This is a genomic window from Nonomuraea sp. NPDC049784 (assembly GCF_040659615.1).
Classification (GTDB): Bacteria; Actinomycetota; Actinomycetes; order Streptosporangiales; family Streptosporangiaceae; genus Nonomuraea.
On the sequence record NZ_JBFAMX010000227.1, the window covers coordinates 1 to 15,410 of the forward strand.

General features: G+C 70.3%; 17 protein-coding genes. 5 read left to right on the forward strand and 12 right to left on the reverse strand.

Annotated features, from left to right (window positions below; genetic code table 11):
* Positions 1-1,707, forward strand: a 1,707-nt coding sequence (locus tag AB0J09_RS34430; RefSeq protein ID WP_360700063.1) for an ExeM/NucH family extracellular endonuclease, incomplete at its 5' end; no start/stop codon positions are given.
* 213 nt (positions 1,708-1,920) lie between these two features.
* Here the strand turns inward: AB0J09_RS34430 and AB0J09_RS34435 are convergent.
* From AB0J09_RS34435 to AB0J09_RS34445, 3 genes are all read right to left on the reverse strand, one after another.
* Positions 1,921-2,319, reverse strand: coding sequence for a hypothetical protein (locus AB0J09_RS34435; protein WP_360700066.1), 399 nt, complete (start codon positions 2,317-2,319; stop codon positions 1,921-1,923).
* 183 nt (positions 2,320-2,502) lie between these two features.
* Positions 2,503-3,486: a sugar-binding transcriptional regulator gene (locus AB0J09_RS34440; RefSeq protein ID WP_360700069.1), complete on the reverse strand. Its 984-nt coding sequence runs from the start codon at positions 3,484-3,486 to the stop codon at positions 2,503-2,505.
* A 157-nt stretch (positions 3,487-3,643) separates the two neighbouring features.
* Positions 3,644-4,210 (reverse strand): RNA-guided endonuclease TnpB family protein, encoded by a 567-nt coding sequence (locus AB0J09_RS34445; protein WP_360700072.1) that lies wholly within the window; start codon positions 4,208-4,210, stop codon positions 3,644-3,646.
* A gap of 61 nt (positions 4,211-4,271) precedes the next feature.
* On the opposite strand from AB0J09_RS34445, the gene AB0J09_RS34450 reads away from it, so the two are divergent.
* On the forward strand, positions 4,272-4,499 hold the full coding sequence (locus AB0J09_RS34450; RefSeq protein WP_360700075.1) for a hypothetical protein: 228 nt from the start codon (positions 4,272-4,274) through the stop codon (positions 4,497-4,499).
* Here the strand turns inward: AB0J09_RS34450 and AB0J09_RS34455 are convergent.
* From AB0J09_RS34455 to AB0J09_RS34465, 3 genes are read right to left on the reverse strand one after another with little or no spacing between them, the layout of a single operon-like run.
* On the reverse strand, positions 4,492-5,964 hold the full coding sequence (locus AB0J09_RS34455; protein WP_360700078.1) for an FGGY family carbohydrate kinase: 1,473 nt from the start codon (positions 5,962-5,964) through the stop codon (positions 4,492-4,494). The two genes, AB0J09_RS34450 and AB0J09_RS34455, sit on opposite strands and share 8 nt — an antisense overlap.
* Entirely contained in the window at positions 5,957-6,910 is a 954-nt protein-coding gene (locus AB0J09_RS34460) for a transketolase C-terminal domain-containing protein (protein ID WP_360700081.1), read from the reverse strand. The genes AB0J09_RS34455 and AB0J09_RS34460 overlap by 8 nt, the downstream gene beginning before the upstream one ends.
* Positions 6,907-7,797 carry a transketolase gene (locus AB0J09_RS34465; protein ID WP_360700084.1) on the reverse strand — a complete coding sequence of 297 codons (891 nt, stop codon included), beginning with the start codon at positions 7,795-7,797 and terminating at the stop codon, positions 6,907-6,909. The genes AB0J09_RS34460 and AB0J09_RS34465 overlap by 4 nt, the downstream gene beginning before the upstream one ends.
* Positions 7,798-8,026: 229 nt before the next feature.
* Between AB0J09_RS34465 and AB0J09_RS34470 the strand changes: the two genes are divergently transcribed.
* The 3 genes from AB0J09_RS34470 to AB0J09_RS34480 all read left to right on the forward strand — a co-directional run bounded on the left by AB0J09_RS34470 (position 8,027) and on the right by AB0J09_RS34480 (position 10,050).
* Positions 8,027-9,019, forward strand: coding sequence for a sugar phosphate isomerase/epimerase family protein (locus AB0J09_RS34470; RefSeq protein WP_360700087.1), 993 nt, complete (start codon positions 8,027-8,029; stop codon positions 9,017-9,019).
* Between the two features lie 136 nt (positions 9,020-9,155).
* Positions 9,156-9,398, forward strand: a complete 243-nt coding sequence (locus AB0J09_RS34475; protein WP_360700090.1) for a hypothetical protein — start codon at positions 9,156-9,158, stop codon at positions 9,396-9,398.
* A 46-nt stretch (positions 9,399-9,444) separates the two neighbouring features.
* Positions 9,445-10,050 (forward strand): AraC family transcriptional regulator, encoded by a 606-nt coding sequence (locus AB0J09_RS34480; protein WP_360700094.1) that lies wholly within the window; start codon positions 9,445-9,447, stop codon positions 10,048-10,050.
* On the opposite strand, the gene AB0J09_RS34485 is transcribed toward AB0J09_RS34480, so the two are convergent.
* From AB0J09_RS34485 to AB0J09_RS34510, 6 genes are all read right to left on the reverse strand, one after another.
* Positions 10,043-11,044 carry a substrate-binding domain-containing protein gene (locus AB0J09_RS34485; protein ID WP_360700097.1) on the reverse strand — a complete coding sequence of 334 codons (1,002 nt, stop codon included), beginning with the start codon at positions 11,042-11,044 and terminating at the stop codon, positions 10,043-10,045. The two genes, AB0J09_RS34480 and AB0J09_RS34485, sit on opposite strands and share 8 nt — an antisense overlap.
* 11 nt (positions 11,045-11,055) lie before the next feature.
* Positions 11,056-12,051 carry an ABC transporter permease gene (locus AB0J09_RS34490; RefSeq protein WP_360700100.1) on the reverse strand — a complete coding sequence of 332 codons (996 nt, stop codon included), beginning with the start codon at positions 12,049-12,051 and terminating at the stop codon, positions 11,056-11,058.
* Entirely contained in the window at positions 12,048-13,541 is a 1,494-nt protein-coding gene (locus AB0J09_RS34495) for a sugar ABC transporter ATP-binding protein (RefSeq protein ID WP_360700103.1), read from the reverse strand. Before AB0J09_RS34495 ends, AB0J09_RS34490 begins: the two co-directional genes overlap by 4 nt.
* A 13-nt stretch (positions 13,542-13,554) precedes the next feature.
* Complete coding sequence (gene rbsD / locus AB0J09_RS34500) at positions 13,555-13,959, reverse strand: D-ribose pyranase (RefSeq protein WP_360700106.1); 405 nt, start codon at positions 13,957-13,959, stop codon at positions 13,555-13,557.
* Positions 13,956-14,897: a ribokinase gene (rbsK, locus tag AB0J09_RS34505; protein ID WP_360700109.1), complete on the reverse strand. Its 942-nt coding sequence runs from the start codon at positions 14,895-14,897 to the stop codon at positions 13,956-13,958. The genes rbsD and rbsK overlap by 4 nt, the downstream gene beginning before the upstream one ends.
* Positions 14,898-14,974: 77 nt before the next feature.
* On the reverse strand, positions 14,975-15,410 hold a 436-nt coding region (locus AB0J09_RS34510; RefSeq protein WP_360700112.1), incomplete at its 5' end, for an aldehyde dehydrogenase family protein.

Here is a 15,410-nt window from a genome sequence, read left to right on the forward strand (position 1 = left end):
CCGACGGCGAGCCCGACGCCCACACCGACCGCGACGCCGACCGTGACGCCTACCCCCACCCCGACCGTCACGCCCACTGAGAGCTGCGACACCGCGCCCACCCACGGGATCTCCCAGGTGCAGGGCAGCGGCGAGACCGGCCCGGTCGCCGGTCAGAACGTCCGGGTCGAGGGCGTCGTCACCGGCTCCTTCCAGGGCTCCGGTCAGTTCGGCGGCTTCTACATTCAGGCAGCCACCCCCGACGCCGACCCGGCGACCTCCGAGGGCCTGTTCGTGTTCTCCTCCTCCCCGGTCAAGACCGGTGACCGGGTGCTCGTCTCCGGCAAGGCGATCGAGTACAACGGCCTCACCGAGATCTCGCCTGCCACCGCGGTGACCGTCTGCGGCACCGGCACGATCAAGCCGACCAAGGTGAAGCTGCCGCTCAAGAAGGGCATCACCCTCGAGCGCTACGAGGGCATGCTCGTCACCTTCGGCGGCGACCTCGCCGCCTCCGAGATCTACAACCTGGGCCGGTACGGCGAGATCACCCTCGCCGGCGGCGCCCGGCTGTGGCAGCCGACCGACCGCAAGAACGTGGACACCGAGAAGGACGCGCGGCGCGCCATCCTGCTCGACGACGGCTCGAACACGCAGAACCCGGACACCCTGCCCTACCACACCGAGGGCTCGAACACCGTCCGGATCGGCGACGAGGTCAAGGACCTGACCGGCGTCCTCACCTACGGCTTCGACGCCTACCGCGTCCAGCCGACCGAGCCGGTGGTCTTCAAGGCCGAGAACCCCCGCCCCGCCCAGCCGGCGAAGGTCGGCGGCGACGTCCGGGTGGCCAGCCTCAACACACTCAACTGGTTCACCACGCTCAAGTCCCGCGGCGCCACCACCGCCGCGGAGCGGGACCGCCAGCTCGCCAAGCTGGTCGCCAACATCACGACGCTCGACCCCGCCGTGGCCGGGCTGATGGAGGTCGAGCGCAACAACGACGTGGCGCTCAACACTCTGGTAAACGCGCTCAACGCCAAAGCGGGCGCCGGCACGTACAAGGCGATCACGCACCCCAACCCGGGCACCGACCTCATCCAGACCGCGCTGATCTATCAACCGGGCAAGGTCACCCCGATCGGTCCGGCACAGTCGTCGTCCGACCCGATCTTCAACCGGCCGCCCCTGGTGCAGACCTTCGGCAAGGCCGGAAAGACCGGCGAGACCTTCACGGTGCTGGTGAACCACTTCAAGTCCAAGGGCTGCACCGACGCCGACGGGGCGGCCTCCGGTGACGACGCCGACCAGGGCGACGGGCAGAGCTGCTACAACGCCAAGCGCGTCAAGCAGGCCAACGCCGTGCTGGCCTTGATCGACAGCCTCCAGTTGAAGAACGCTCTCGTCCTCGGCGACATCAACGCCTACGGCGAGGAGGACCCGATCCACGCCTTCGAGGAAGGCGGGCTGACCAGCCTGAGCAAGAAGTACGTCAAGAAGGACGACCGCTACAGCTACGTCTTCGACGGCCTGTCCGGTGAGCTCGACCACGTACTGGCCGACAAGGGCGCGCGCAAGCTCGTGACCGGCGCCACGATCTGGCACGTCAACGCCGACGAGGGCCGGTTCATGGACTACAACACCGAGTTCAACCCGCCCTACCTGTACGCGCCCGACCCCTTCCGCTCCTCCGACCACGACCCGCTGCTGGTGGGTCTGAAGCTCTGAAAGCCCTCCTGGTCCGCGGCGGGGACCCCCTCCGCCGCGGACCAGGAGCGACGCTTCCCGCGCCCGCCGGAATCCCATGCGGCTCCGGGGCTAGAAGACGGGCATGTGTGTCGAGAACCCGGCCTCGGTGGTCGCGGACCGCTCAGCGCGGCGGCAGCCGCAGGCCCGCACCAAGGAGGTAGCCCCCGCGATGAGGTTCCTCCTCGACGCACGTCACGGGATGACGTCGGCCACGATCTTGGCGGCGGCCTTCTGGCACGTGGAGAGCCGGCCGCTGATGTTCGCCTGGGCGGCCGAGTTGCTGGCGCAGCGCCATCCGCCGACGGTCGCGACTCCGGCGCTGCCCTGCTTGGGGGTGTCTCGCCGGTAGTAGGTGCGGAAGGTCCGCAGGGCGGCGCCGCAGTCGGCGCGATCCGCGGCGACCGCGACCGCGGCCATGGGCCCGCCGCCGGGCGGCTGGATCTCGCCGCACACGGTGCCGGGCCGGGCGAGCGCGGGCCGAGGCGTCGGCGCCTTCGTCCCGGGGGTCTGGGTCTCGGGTGCCTTGGACTCCGGCGGCGGCGATGTGGCGGGAGAGGACGGCGCCGTCTGAGGCTCGGGCCCGCCCCCCACAGGCGGTGAGGGACAGCAGCAGCACCGAAACGCACGCGGTGACGCGTGGACGCAACAGTACGACTCTCCGTGACTCGACTTCGAGGTTCGCCCAGTCTTTCACTACACCGAGGAGCCGGCCGACCCGTACGAGTCGCCACGAATCCGGCCCGGTACGCGAGGGAGCCGCCTGACCCCGACAGGTCAGGAGGACTCGGGGCAGAGGAGGCGAGCCACCCGCAGGTCCGTGATGAGGATGTTGATCCAGCCGCCTTCGATGGCGGCCTTGATGGCGGAGAGCTTGCGCATGCCGCCCGCCACACCCACCCGGCGTCCGACGGAGCGGAAGGTGGGGGCGTCGATGCCGATGACGCGCTGGTCGAAGCCCGAGTCGACGGGTTTGCCCGCGGCGTCGAAGAAGTGCAGGCACACGTCCCCCACGGCGCCGAGGGCTCGCAGCTCCTCCTGGTCGGCCCGGCTGACGGCGTTGCCGCTGCTGAGCAGCAGTGGCGACGGTTCCAGGCTGCCGATGCCGACCAGCACGACGGTCAGATCGTTCCACTGGGACTGGACGTCGATCACGCCGGGGTCCTGCAGCAGCGCGTCGCGGATCGTCGTGGTCGCGACCACGCCGGGAAGGGGCACGAAGACGGGCCGGGCGTAGGTGAGGTTGGCCAGGCGGGCCACCAGCCGGGTGGCGTGCACCTGCGCCTCGGGACTGCCGACGCCGCCGACGAGCTGGATGACGCGGTCGGCGACCTGCGAGTTCTTCTGCGGCATGCGTTCGACGGTGGCCAGCAGCGTTTCACTCCAGGAGGAGATGCCGATCACGTCGCCACCGGTGAAGGTGACGCCGAGGTAGCTGGCCGCGGCCGAGGCGAGCGGTGGGATGACGTCGTCCTGGAAGTCCTCGACGTCCACGACCACGGCGTCGCGCAGGCCGTAACGCCGCTGCAGCTCCTCCTCCAGCTCGGTGTGCACTCCCTCCGGCAGCGTGACCACCGTGCGCACCATCCCCCGTGTGACCGCCTCCTTGAGCAGGCGGGACACACGGGGCTGGGAGATGTTGAGCGCGGCGGCGATCTCGGGCTGGCGCATCTCCTGCTCGTGGTACATGCGAGCCACCCTGGCCAGCAGCCGCAGGTGATCCTTGGTCGTGTCGCGCCTCCCTTCCGGGTTCGGGGCCACCGCGCACCGCCTTCCTCTCGGCGTCGCCGCCGACTTTCTATTCACACAGGGACGATTAATTCAGCCTATTGTGCGCCTGCCAGGGCTCGGTTCTCCGGGGAGGTTACTTTCTAGCGAACACGCCGAACTGATCGGCGTTGTCGGCGGTGACCAGTTCTTAATCGATGGACTGCTTCTCTTCCTCGCCCGTCTTGCCGGTCTTGATGAACTGGTCGGCCTGCTCCACGGCGCTGGTGGCGCCGAGGGCGGCGGGCTGCAGGGCGGTGGCGTGCATCTCGCCGGCCTTGATGGCGGCGATGGCGTCGGCGGCCTTGCGCGCCATGGTCGACCTGGCCAGGAACTTCGGCTTGAAGTCCTCCACCGCGAGCGCGTCATGGTCGCGGACCACGGCTTTGGCCCACTTGCGGCCGGTGTCCTGACGCTGCCGGGCCACCTTCTTGTGCAGCTTGGCGGCCTGCTGTCTGGCTTGCCGGTAGCCGTTGGAGGCGGCCTGGCCGCGCTGGGGCTTTCGGCGGGCCATCCTCCGCTGGTAGCGGGCCAGCTTCGCGGCGGCTTTCCTGCCGTGCTCGGCGTGGGGAAGGTCGTGCGTGCTGCTGGTGGTCGCGGTCTCTTTCAGACCCCAGTCGATGCCGATCACCTGGCCTGTTTCGGGCAGGGGCTCGGATCGCGCGGGGACGACGAACGAGGCGTACCAGTGGCCGAGGCTGTCGCGGTACACACGCACCGACGACGGCTCGGCGGGCAGGTCCCGCCCACACCACGGTCACCACGATCCCGCCGGCCAAGTGCAGACGGCAGTCCTTGAGGCGGAAGCCGCGCTTGGTGTAGTTGAGGGTCGGATCGGTCAGATCCTTCTTCTTGAAGCGCGGCATCCCGGCCCGCTGCCGCACGGGCAGGCGTTCGATGATGTCCTTCAACGCCTTGGCCCGGGACTTTCCGAAGTCCCGGATGATCTGCTGCTGAGAGACGCAGGAGCCGTGATCCGGCGGGGCGGCGCCGTCGTGGTCATGTGATGCTCCTTTCGACCGGAGGCCGGGATCTGCGTACGGACTCGTGCCAGGCGGCCTTCCTGGCCGCGCGTTCCGTCTCGTCGAGGGCGGGCTCGAACGCGTCCGCGGGCCGTGGCCGCTGTTCCAGTTGTTCGAGGGTCCACAGCTTGGCGGCGAGCCCGGCGGCGTCGGCGGCGCCCAGGCCTGACAGGTCGTGCTCGCCGGAGCGGGCGACGGTGCGGCCGCTGAGGTCGGCCTGCAGCCGCATCAGGCGGGCGCTGCGGGTCAGCCCGCCGTCGGCCATGAGGACGCGTACGCGGCCGGCGGCCTGGTCGATCGCCGCCACGACGTCCTCGACCTGGAAGGCGACGGCCTCCAGGGCGGCGGCGACGAGCTGGCCGCGCCGGGTGCCCAGCGAAAGGCCGGTGACGACGGGGGTGGCGTCCGGCTCCCACCAGGGGGCGCCGAGGCCGCCGAAGGCCGGGACGAAGTGCACGCCGCCCGGGTCGATGTCCTCCGCCTCGGCCAGCAGCTGGTCGGCGCGGACGCCGAACAGCTCGGCCAGCCAGCTGATGGTGCGGCCCGTCGCGCGGATGTTGCCCTCGACGGCCTGGGCCGGTCCGTCTTCGAGGTCCCAGGCGATGCTGCGGCAGAGTCCGGGCGCGTCGCCGGCGTCGCCGATCGCCATCACCGACGAGCCGGTGCCGTACGTGGCCTTCACGACGCCGGGTCGCCATCCCGCATGCGCGAACATGGCGGCGTGCGAGTCGCCCATGACGGCCAGCACCGGTACGCCGTCGGGCAGCGGCGCCAGGTCCCGGACCCCGGGGAAGCCGCCGGAGGAGGCGACCACCCGCGGCAGGACCTCACGTGGCACGCCGAAGAGGTCGAGCAGCCGCAGGTCCCAGTCGCCGGTCCCGACGTCGAGCAGCTGGGTGCGGGAGGCGTTGCCGACCTCGGTGACGTGTTCGCCGCCGAAGCGGCTGAGCAGCCAGGAGTCCACGGTGCCCAGGCACAGCTCCCCCGCGCGGCTGCGGCGCCGGTCCGGATCGTAGGTGTCGAGCAGCCAGCGCGCCTTGAGCGCGGAGAACATGGGGTCCAGCGGCATCCCGCTCACCGACCGCACCAGCTCGACCGCCCCGGTGGCGGCCAGCTCATGACACTGGGCGGCGGTGCGCTGGTCCTGCCAGCTGATCAGCGGCCCGGCGGGCTCGCCGGTGCGGCGCTCCCACAACACCAGCGACTCGCGCTGGGTGCTGAAGCCCACGCCGGCGACCCGGGCGGCCTGCCCGCGATCCACGCAGTCGGCGACCGCGCGCCGCACGCTCTGCCACAGCTCCTCGGCGGACTGCTCCACCCAGCCGGGGCGCGGCTGACTCTCGGTCACCGGGGCGACGGCGCGCGAGACGACCCGCCCCCCGGCATCGACGAGCAGCGCCTTGGTCGAGCTGGTGCCCTGGTCGACGGCCAGGATGAGCGGGCTAGCCACGGCTCGTCAGGTCCTTCACGGCGGCGACGATGCCGTCGGCGGACAGTCCGAAGTGGTCGAGCAGGAAGGCCGTGTCCCCGGTGGGGGCGAACACGCGGGGCACACCGAGGATCCGCATCGGGACGGGGTGACGGGTGACGACAGCGGCGGCGACGGCCGCGCCGAGCCCGCCGCTGATCGTGGCCTCCTCGGCGGTGACGATTGCGCCGGTCTCGCGGGCAGCCGCGACGACGGCGTCCTCGTCCAGCGGGTCGAGGAAAGGCATGTTCAGCACACGTACGGAGATACCCTCCTCGCGCAGGCGGGCCGCCGCCTGCAGGGCGCGGGAGGTCAAGGAGCCGATCGCGATCACCGTGACGTCATCGCCGTCCTGGAGCAGTACCGCCCGGCGCGGCTCGAAAGGCGCGTCGTCCGGCGTGACCACGGGCACCTTGAAGCGCGGGATCCGCACGTAGGAAGGCCTGCCGGAGGCCGCCGCCCAGCGCACGGCGGCACGGGTCTGCACGGGATCGGCCGGGACGATCACGTCGACGTTCGCGACCGCGCGCATCCAGGACAGGTCCTCGATCGAGTGGTGGGTGGGCCCCAGCTCGCCGTAGGCCATGCCGGGGCTCTGGCCGCAGAGCACGACGTGCGCCTCGCTGTAGGCGACATCGGCCTTGATCTGCTCAAGGGCACGGCCGGTCAGGAACGGCGCCGCCGCGCACACGAACGGGATCTTGCCCGCGTTCGCCAGGCCCGCGGCCACCCCGACGAGGTCCTGCTCGGCGATGCCGACGTTGATCAACCGGTCGGGGTAGCGCTCGCGGAAGCCGACGAGGTTGCTGGAGCCGACGGAGTCGTTGCACATGGCCACGATCCGCTCGTCCCGCTCGGCCAGGGCCAGGAGCTCCTCGGCGAAATCCCGGCGGCAGTCGAACGCGGCCTGCTGCTCAGTGAGGGTCATCGCGCCAGCTCCGCGAGCGCCGCTTCGACCTGCTCGGGGCTGGGCACCTTGTGGTGCCACTCCACCCGGTCCTCCATGAACGACACGCCCTTCCCCTTGATCGTGTTGGCGATGACGGCGACCGGCCGGCCGGTGGACGAACCGCTCATCGCCTGCAGCAGCGCGAGGTGATCGTGCCCGTCGACCTCGCGGACCTCCCAGCCGAAACTGCGCCACTTGTCGTCCAGGGCGCCCAGGGCGTTGGTCTCCTCCGTCCTGGCGCCCTGCTGCAGCCGGTTGCGATCGACGATCGCCGTCAGCGACGACAGTCCGTAGTGGGCGGCGGCCATGGCGGCCTCCCAGTTGCTGCCTTCCTGCAGCTCGCCGTCCCCAAGGACCACGAACGTACGCCAGCTCGCATCGTCGAGCTGCGCCGCCAGCGCGCATCCGGTGGCCACCGGCAGGCCGTGCCCGAGGGCGCCGGTGTTGGTCTCGACGCCGGGAACCTTGATGCGGTTGGGATGACCGTTCAGCGCCGACAGCGGCGCCATGAACGTGTCCAGCTCCGCCGCCGGGAAGAATCCGCAGTGGGCCAATGTGGCGTACAGGGCGGCCGCGCAGTGCCCCTTGCTCAGCACGAACCGATCGCGCCCTGCCCAGTGCGGGCGTTCGGGATCGATGGACAGCACGCCGTAGAAACAGGCGACCAGGATGTCGGTCACCGACAGGTCGCCACCGATATGCCCCATGCGGGCCCGGCCGATCGTCCGGATGATGCTCCGGCGCACCTCGGTGGCCAGGCGGTCCAGCTCTGACGCGGCGGTGGGCCCGCCGGCTTCACGGATGCGTCCGGTCACCTTGCGGTAGGCGGCCGACTGCGCCGGATCGGCGGGAAGCACGGACATCATCGCTCCCATCCATAAGAGCGCTGAATATTTATTCCATAATGACTAAGCATATTTTGAAGCTAAGGCTCGCGTTCGACCCATGTCAATGAGGTGCCAGGGTCCGTACACTCCGAGTCCTTGACGTGCACATGCCGCCGACGTTACATTCCGCCTGAATAGGCAGCCATATCTGAATAAAAATTCAACCTGCTGCTTGGAGATGCACATCAAGGGATAGGAGAAAGACCGCATGACGGCAGAACCTCTCTTCGGCGCAGGTCTGTGGCACTTCGGGCAGTTCCGCGACCGCTACGCCACCGACGGGTACGGCCCGCCCGTCACCACCTTGGAGGCGATCGACCGCGCCGGCCAGGTCGGCAGCCTGTCCGTGGTCGACATCAACTACCCGTTCAACCCCGCCGACCTCGACGTGGACCTGCTGGAGGAGCGGCTGAAGGCCAACGGGCTGCGCGCCATCGCGCTGACGCCCGAGATCTACACCAGGAAGTTCAGCCGCGGCGGCTTCACCAACCCCGACCCCGAGATCAGGCGCGCGGCCATCGAGCTGGTGAGCGAGTCCGCCGACCTGGCCCGCCGCCTCGGCTGCGACTACGTCAAGCTCTGGCCGGGTCAGGACGGCTGGGACTACCCCTTCCAGGCCGACTACAAGGCGCTGTGGCAGATGTCCGTCGACGCCGTGCGCGAGCTGGCCCAGCGCCACCCCGACCTGCGCTTCGCCATCGAGTACAAGCCGCGCGAGCCGCGTAACCGCATGACCTTCTCCTCGGCCGCCCGTACCCTGCTGGCCATCGAGAAGATGGACGTGCCCAACGTCGGCATCCTGCTGGACTTCGGCCACTCCCTGTACGGCCTCGAGTCCCCGGCCGACGCCGCCCAGCTCATCCTCGACCACGACCGCCTGTTCGCCATCGACGTCAACGACAACTTCCGCGGCTGGGACGACGACATGGTCGTCGGCTCCATCCACCTGGTGGAGACCTTCGAGTTCTTCCACACCCTGCGCCAGGCGAACTGGCAGGGCGTCTGGCAGCTCGACCAGTTCCCCTTCCGCGAGGACGCGGTGGAGGCGGCCAAGGCCGGCATCGAGGTGATGCGGACGATCTGGCGGGCGCTGCAGATCCTCGACGTGGACGCCCTCTCCGAGGCGCAGGCCCGCCAGGACGCCCTGGCCGCGCAGCGCATCACCCGCAAGGCCCTGCTCACCGCCCAGGTGGACGGCTGATGGGCGATGTCACGCGCGTCGCCGGAGCCTGGCGCGAGCTGGCCCCTCCGGCGGCTGGAACGACTCCCTCGCATTCGAGGGATCCACCTACGTCGGGCTCCTCGGCAAGATCCTCGACGGGCTGCCCACGACGGACATGGAGCCGGACTGGGAGACCTTCATCAGTCCGCGCGCTCTGAGCGTGCCTGGCCGCCTGCACGTGGTCTACCAGGAGAACGGCGGCGCGCTCCGCCTGATGCGCGAGGAAGGATTGCCGGCGCGTTATCGCGTCATCGATCCGCGTACCGGAGACATCCTGGCCGAGGGACGGCGCGAGCCCGGCCGGCCGATCGCCGACGAGCACCAGGCACCCCGCGTGGTCGTCTTCTCCAACGACTGAAACCGTTGCAGGGCCGTCGAGTCGCAGGCTCGACGGCCCTGCGTTCATGCACGTTCAGGAGCGTGCCGCCGTCCTGGGAGCCTGCCCTGGGTGCCCTGTCGGGCTGCCTCTGTTCGCCACCCCGGTCCTCAGCTCGCCCGTCCTCGCGACGCGGCTGCGCAGGCTGCACACCGCGCTGCTGCACGGCGCCGGCCCGCTCGAGCGCGACGAGCTGGTGTCCTCCGCCGTCGCCGCCCTGGTGCGCCTCGCGGCGCGTACGTCTCCCGGACCGCCCGCCGCCCTCGGCCCATCCGCCGTCACGCATCTCGCCGCGAAGGCCCGCGAACTGATCCACGACAGCTACGCCCACCCGATCAGCGCCGACGACCTCGCCGTCTGGACCGGTTCCAGCCGGTACGCCGTCTACCGGGCATTCCGTACGGCCTACGGGTTGGCGCCCAGCGACTACCAGCGCCAGCTGCGGCTGCGTGCCGCTCGCCGCCTGCTCGCCCAGGGGCACCCGGCGGCGCGGGTCGCGAGCGAGGCCGGGTTCACCGACCAGGCCCACCTCACCCGCTGGTTCACCCGCTCGTACGGCGTCACGCCCACCCAGTACCGGCTGGCGAGAACGGCCTGCCCGGGTGAGCCCGAGCAGGCCGTCATTCCTACTTGAGGCTGTCCGGAACACCGGACTTGTCGCCGAGGCCGACGAGGTAGTCCGCGTACTCCTTCACGTTGTCCTTCTTGACCAGCTTGCCCTGCAGCGTCTCGTCGGCCTGCACCTGCTTGCCGCCCAGGACGTCGGCGGCCAGAGAGACCACCTTCTGCCCGAGCGCGAACGGCGACTCGGCGTTCGTGGCGTACATCTCGCCCGCGGAGACGGCGGCCAGCGCGTCGGCGATGCCGTCGTTGCCGACGACCTTGACCTTGCCCACCAGGTTGCGGGCCTTGAGAGCGGACAGCACGCCCATGGCCATCTCGTCGTTGGCCGCGTACACGCCGTCGATGTCGGGGTTGGCCTGCAGCACGTTCGTCATCACGTTCAGGGCCTTGGCCCGGTCGAAGTCGGCCGCCTGCGTGGCGACGACCTTGATGTCCTTGTGGGTGGCGATCTGCTGCTCGAAGCCCTTGCTGCGGTCCTGGGCCACGTTGGTGCCGAGGATGCCCTGGATCTCGACGACCTTGCCCTTGCCGCCGACGGCCTCGGCCAGCGCGTCGGCCGCGTTCTTGCCTGCCTGGACGGCGTCGTAGCCGACGAACGTGGCGAGCTTGCCGCCGGACGGCTTGCGGTCGAACGCCATCACGGGGATGCTCGCCGAGTTCGCCTGGGTGACGGAGCTGCTGGCGGACTGGCTGCCCACCGGGTCGAGGATGAGGATCCCGGTCTGCTTGGAGATGGCGGTCGTCGCCTGGTTGAGGAAGGTGGCGTCGGAGTTGTCGGCGTTCTGCACGTTCAGGGTGATGCCGCTCTTGGCGGCCTGTGCCTCGGCGCCGTCCTTCACGCTGATGAAGAACGGGTTGCCGAGCGTGCTCATGATGATCGTGGCGTCCTTCTTGCCGGACGCCTGCGTGGCGCCGGTGGACGTCTCCTCGCCGCCCCGGCTGCAGGCAGTCAGGGAGACGGCGGCCAGGATCGCGACGGCGATGAGTTTGCGGGGAGTGCGCATGGATCTTTCCTTTAGATGTGCTGGGCTAGTTCTGGGGTGCGTACGGGGGAATCGGCCCTGCGTGGCACGAGCCGGCGCAGGACGTCCACGTTGCGGTCGAGGAAGACGGCCAGGAGGATGACCAGGCCCTTCACCACGTCTTGGAGGAACGGGGAGACGTCGAGCAGGTTCATCCCGTTGTCGATGACGCCGAGGACGAGCGCTCCGACGAGAGTGCCGAGCAGGGTGCCGCGGCCGCCGGCCAGGCTGGTGCCGCCGATGATGACGGCCGCGATCGCGTCCAGTTCCAGGCCGGCGCCGGCGGTCGGCTGGGCCGTGGACAGCCGGGCGGTGATGATGAACCCCGCCAGGGATGCCAGCACGCCGCTGATGACGAAGGCGAGGATCTTGACGCGGTGGACCCTGATGCCGGACAGCCGCGCGGCCTCGACGTTGTCGCCGGTGGCGTAGACGTACCGGCCGAAGCGGGTGCGCGCCAGGACGAACCCGAAGACGCCGAACGCCACCAGCATGATCCACACCGGCACGGGCACGCCCGCGAACCTGGCCTGCCCGATCCCCTGGAAGTCGTAGTCCGTCACCGGGATGGGGTTGCCCGAGGTGACGTGCAGGGTGAGCCCGGCGAACACCGACATCGTGGCCAGCGTCGCGATGAACGACGGCATCCGGGTCCTGGTCACGAGCAGGCCGTTGACCAGCCCGATGGCCGCGCCGGTCGCCAGTCCCGCGGCCATCGCGGGGATCAGGCCGTACGTGCCGAGGGTCAGGGCGGTGACGACGGCGGAGAAGCCCAGCGCCGACCCCACGGACAGGTCGATCTCGGCCAGGATGATCACGTACGTCTGCCCGGCCGCGAGCAGCGCGGCCACGGAGGTCGCGAGCGCCACGTTGAGCAGGTTCGTCGGGGTGAGGAAGACCGGCGAGGCCACCGAGAGGACGATCCCTACCAGGAGGAGCATCCACACCGCGCGCAGCCGGCCCGCGACGGTCTTGAGCTTCGAGGTCATGCGGCACCTACCAGTGCGTGCTTGAGGATGGACTGCTCGTCGAGGTCGTCGCCGGTCAGCTCGGCGACGAGCCGTCCCTCGCGCATCACGACCACGCGGTCGGACATGGCGACGAGTTCCGGCAGGTCGGAGCTCACGAGCAGGACGGCGACGCCGTCCGCGGTGAGCTGGTTGATGATCCGGTAGATCTCGGTCTTGGCCCCGACGTCCACGCCCCGGGTCGGCTCGTCCATGAGCAGCACCCGCGGCCTGGTCATCACCCACTTGGCGAACAGGGCCTTCTGCTGGTTGCCGCCGGACAGCGAGCTGACCGCGATGGACGGGGAGGCGGCGCGCACCCGCAGCTCCGAGATGACCGCGCCGGTGGCCGCGCGTTCCTTGCCGCGCCGTACGACACCGCTCCCGGAGCTGAACTCGCGCAGCGAGGCCAGCGACACGTTCGACTCGACCGACTGGCCCATGCACAGGCCCTCCGCCTGCCGGTCGGGCGACAGGTAGGCGATCCGGCTGCCGATCGCGTCCTGGACGCTCGCGACGCGTACGCCGGAGCCGTCCACGAGCACGGAGCCGCCGGTCAGCGGCTGCAGGCCGAACAGCGCGCGCAGCAGGTCGCTGCGCCCGCAGCCGACCACGCCGCCGATGCCAACCACCTCGCCGGCCCTGACCTGGAGGTCGATGTCGTGGAAGCGGGCGCCGGACCCGGCGCGCACCTCCAGCACGACCTCGTCTCCGGCGTTGCGCTCCTTGGGGTAGAAGTCGTCCACGGCGTCGCCGACCATCGCCGTGACGACCTTGGCCGGGGTGAGCCGCTCGGTGGGGGCGTCGAGCGTGACCCGGCCGTCGCGCAGCACGACGATCCGGTCCGACAGGGCGAAGACCTCGTCCAGCCGGTGGCTGATGTAGATCACCGAGACGCCTGCCTCGCGCAGCCGGCTCACCTGGGCGAAGAGCTGCTCGGACTCCTGCTCGTCGAGGGCCGCGGTCGGCTCGTCGAGGATGATCAGCCGCAACTCGTGCGTCATGGCCTTGGCGATCTCGAGCATCTGCCGCTCGGCCACGCTCAGCTCGCTGACCTGGCGGTGCACGTCGATCTCCATGCCCAGGCGGCGCAGCGCCTGCCTGGCCTCGGCGGCCATGCGCTGCTTGGAGACGAACAGGCGGCCGAAGACGCGCTCGCGGTCCAGCACGTACATGTTCTCGGCCACGCTGAGGTGCGGGAACAGGTTCTGCTGGAACTCCTGGTAGATGACCTCGATGCCCTGCGCCATCGCGGCCTGCGGGTCCTTGAGCACCGTCGCGGTCCCGTCGATCAGCAGCCGCCCCGAGTCGGGCTGGTGCGCGCCGGAGATCACCCGGGTGAGCGTGGACTTGCCCGCCCCGTTCTCCCCGACGAGCGCCACGACCTCACCGGGACCCACATCGAAGCTGACGCCCCGCAGGACGCTGTTGTCGCCGAAGGACTTGCGCACATCGGCAAGCTGGAGATGCATGCCAGGCTCCCGATCAGTACACGACGCCCGCGGTGAGCAGGACGTTGGCGTAGGGGGTGAACTCGCCGGATCGCACGGCCGCCCTGGCCCCGGCGGTGGCCTGCTTGAACTCGGTGTGCGGCACGAACTCCAAAGTCAGGCCCAGCCGGTCGAACCGCTCCTTGATCGCCGCCAGCATGTCCGGGCTGTGCTGCTTGATCTCCTCGGCCAGCAGCACACCCTCCACGGCCACCTCGTCGAGCACCGCGTCCAGCAGGTCGAGGAATCGGGGCAGGTTCTCCCTGACGGCCAGATCCACGCGTTCCACGTCCCGCGGGATGGGGAGGCCCGCGTCGGTGACGACGATCGTGTCCGTGTGGCCGAGCTCGGAGATCACGCGGGAGAGCTGGGCGTTGAGCGTTCCCTGGTTGCGCCTCATCGGGTGGCTCCTTCCATAGAGGTGTTGATCAATGGCTCGACCTCGTCCCTGCTGGGCAGCGAGGGGCTGGCTCCCGCCTTCGTGGTGGCCAGGGCGCCGGCCGCCATGCCGTACTGGATGGCGGTGTCCACGTCGAGCCCGGCGGCGAGGGCACCGCCGAAGAAACCGGTGAACGCGTCGCCGGCAGCTGTGGTGTCCACGGGCGTCACGGCGTATGCGGGAAAGTGGCGGGTGCGCTCCTTCGTGACCGACAGGGCGCCACCCGAGCCGAGGGTGATGATCGCGTGGCCCACGCCGCGCTCCAGGAACCAGGCCGCCGCCCGCTCCGCCGACTCCAGGTCCGTGACCTGCACGCCGGTCAGCACGGTGGCCTCGCTCTCGTTGGGGGTCACGATGTCGAGGTACGGCCACACGTCGTCCGGCAGTTCCTGAGCGGGTGCCGGGTCCAGGACCACCGTCAGCCCGGCCGCCGCGCCCGCCCGCGCCGCGTGGCAGGCGACCTCCGTCCGGATCTCGAGCTGGAGCAGGAGGACGCCGACCCGGTCGCGGACGCGTTCGATGCTCTCCGTGACCATCGCCTCGTCGAGGGAGGCGTTGGCGAGCGGCGTGATGACGATGTCGTTCTCGCCCGACGCGTCCACGCGGATGTGGGCGACGCCCGTGCGGCCCTCGACCGTGCGGACCTCGGTGAGCGTGACGCCGTGCGTCTCCAGGCCGGACAGCACGATGTCGCGGAACGGGTCCTGGCCCACGCAGGCGACCATCCAGGTCGGCGCGCCCGAGTGGGCCGCGGACACGGCCTGGTTCGCGCCCTTGCCGCCGAGTACGAGGGTGAAGTCGTCGCCGAGCACGGTCTCACCGCGCCGCGGCAGCCGCTGGCTGAACGCCGTGACGTCCGCGGTGATGCTCCCGACGACGAGAACACCGGTGGGTTCCATGGGGGTTCCTCCAGATTTGGGGATGGGGGACCCGAGGGCACGGCCCATGTGCCGTGTCCTTGCGGGTGCGGGGTCGATCAGATCCCGGCGGGGTGCCAGACCGTCTTGGTCTCCATGAACGCGGTCATGCGTCTCGTTCCTTGGTCCTTCTCTGCTGTGAGCACGCGCTTGAAGTTCTCGGCCGCCGCCTGCTCGCAGGCCAGCGCCAGCTCGGGGGCTCCCACGCCGGTGAGGTCGAGCCCGTTGACGTCCATGTGCGCCGCCAGCCACGGGGCCAGCTCGGCCTGGTGCCCGGTGAGGATGTTCACGACGCCGCCCGGCAGGTCGGAGGTGGCCAGCACTTCGGCGAACGTGATCGCGGGCAGCGGCGCCCGCTCGGAGGCGACCACCACACAGGTGTTGCCGGTGACGATCACGGGCGCGACGGCGGAGACGAGGCCGAGGAGGGGGTCGGCAGGCGCGATCACGGCCACCACGCCGGTCGGCTCGGGCGAGGACAGGTTGAAGTACGGC

Excerpts from the sequence above, each read along its gene's own strand:
- AB0J09_RS34460 (WP_360700081.1), bottom strand. The coding sequence starts at position 6,910 with ATGACCCTCACTGAGCAGCAGGCCGCGTTCGACTGCCGCCGGGATTTC.
- AB0J09_RS34465 (WP_360700084.1), bottom strand. The coding sequence starts at position 7,797 with ATGATGTCCGTGCTTCCCGCCGATCCGGCGCAGTCGGCCGCCTACCGC.
- AB0J09_RS34470 (WP_360700087.1), top strand. The coding sequence starts at position 8,027 with ATGACGGCAGAACCTCTCTTCGGCGCAGGTCTGTGGCACTTCGGGCAG.
- AB0J09_RS34475 (WP_360700090.1), top strand. The coding sequence starts at position 9,156 with ATGGAGCCGGACTGGGAGACCTTCATCAGTCCGCGCGCTCTGAGCGTG.
- AB0J09_RS34480 (WP_360700094.1), top strand. The coding sequence starts at position 9,445 with ATGCACGTTCAGGAGCGTGCCGCCGTCCTGGGAGCCTGCCCTGGGTGC.
- AB0J09_RS34485 (WP_360700097.1), bottom strand. The coding sequence starts at position 11,044 with ATGCGCACTCCCCGCAAACTCATCGCCGTCGCGATCCTGGCCGCCGTC.
- AB0J09_RS34490 (WP_360700100.1), bottom strand. The coding sequence starts at position 12,051 with ATGACCTCGAAGCTCAAGACCGTCGCGGGCCGGCTGCGCGCGGTGTGG.
- AB0J09_RS34495 (WP_360700103.1), bottom strand. The coding sequence starts at position 13,541 with ATGCATCTCCAGCTTGCCGATGTGCGCAAGTCCTTCGGCGACAACAGC.
- rbsD (WP_360700106.1), bottom strand. The coding sequence starts at position 13,959 with ATGAGGCGCAACCAGGGAACGCTCAACGCCCAGCTCTCCCGCGTGATC.
- rbsK (WP_360700109.1), bottom strand. The coding sequence starts at position 14,897 with ATGGAACCCACCGGTGTTCTCGTCGTCGGGAGCATCACCGCGGACGTC.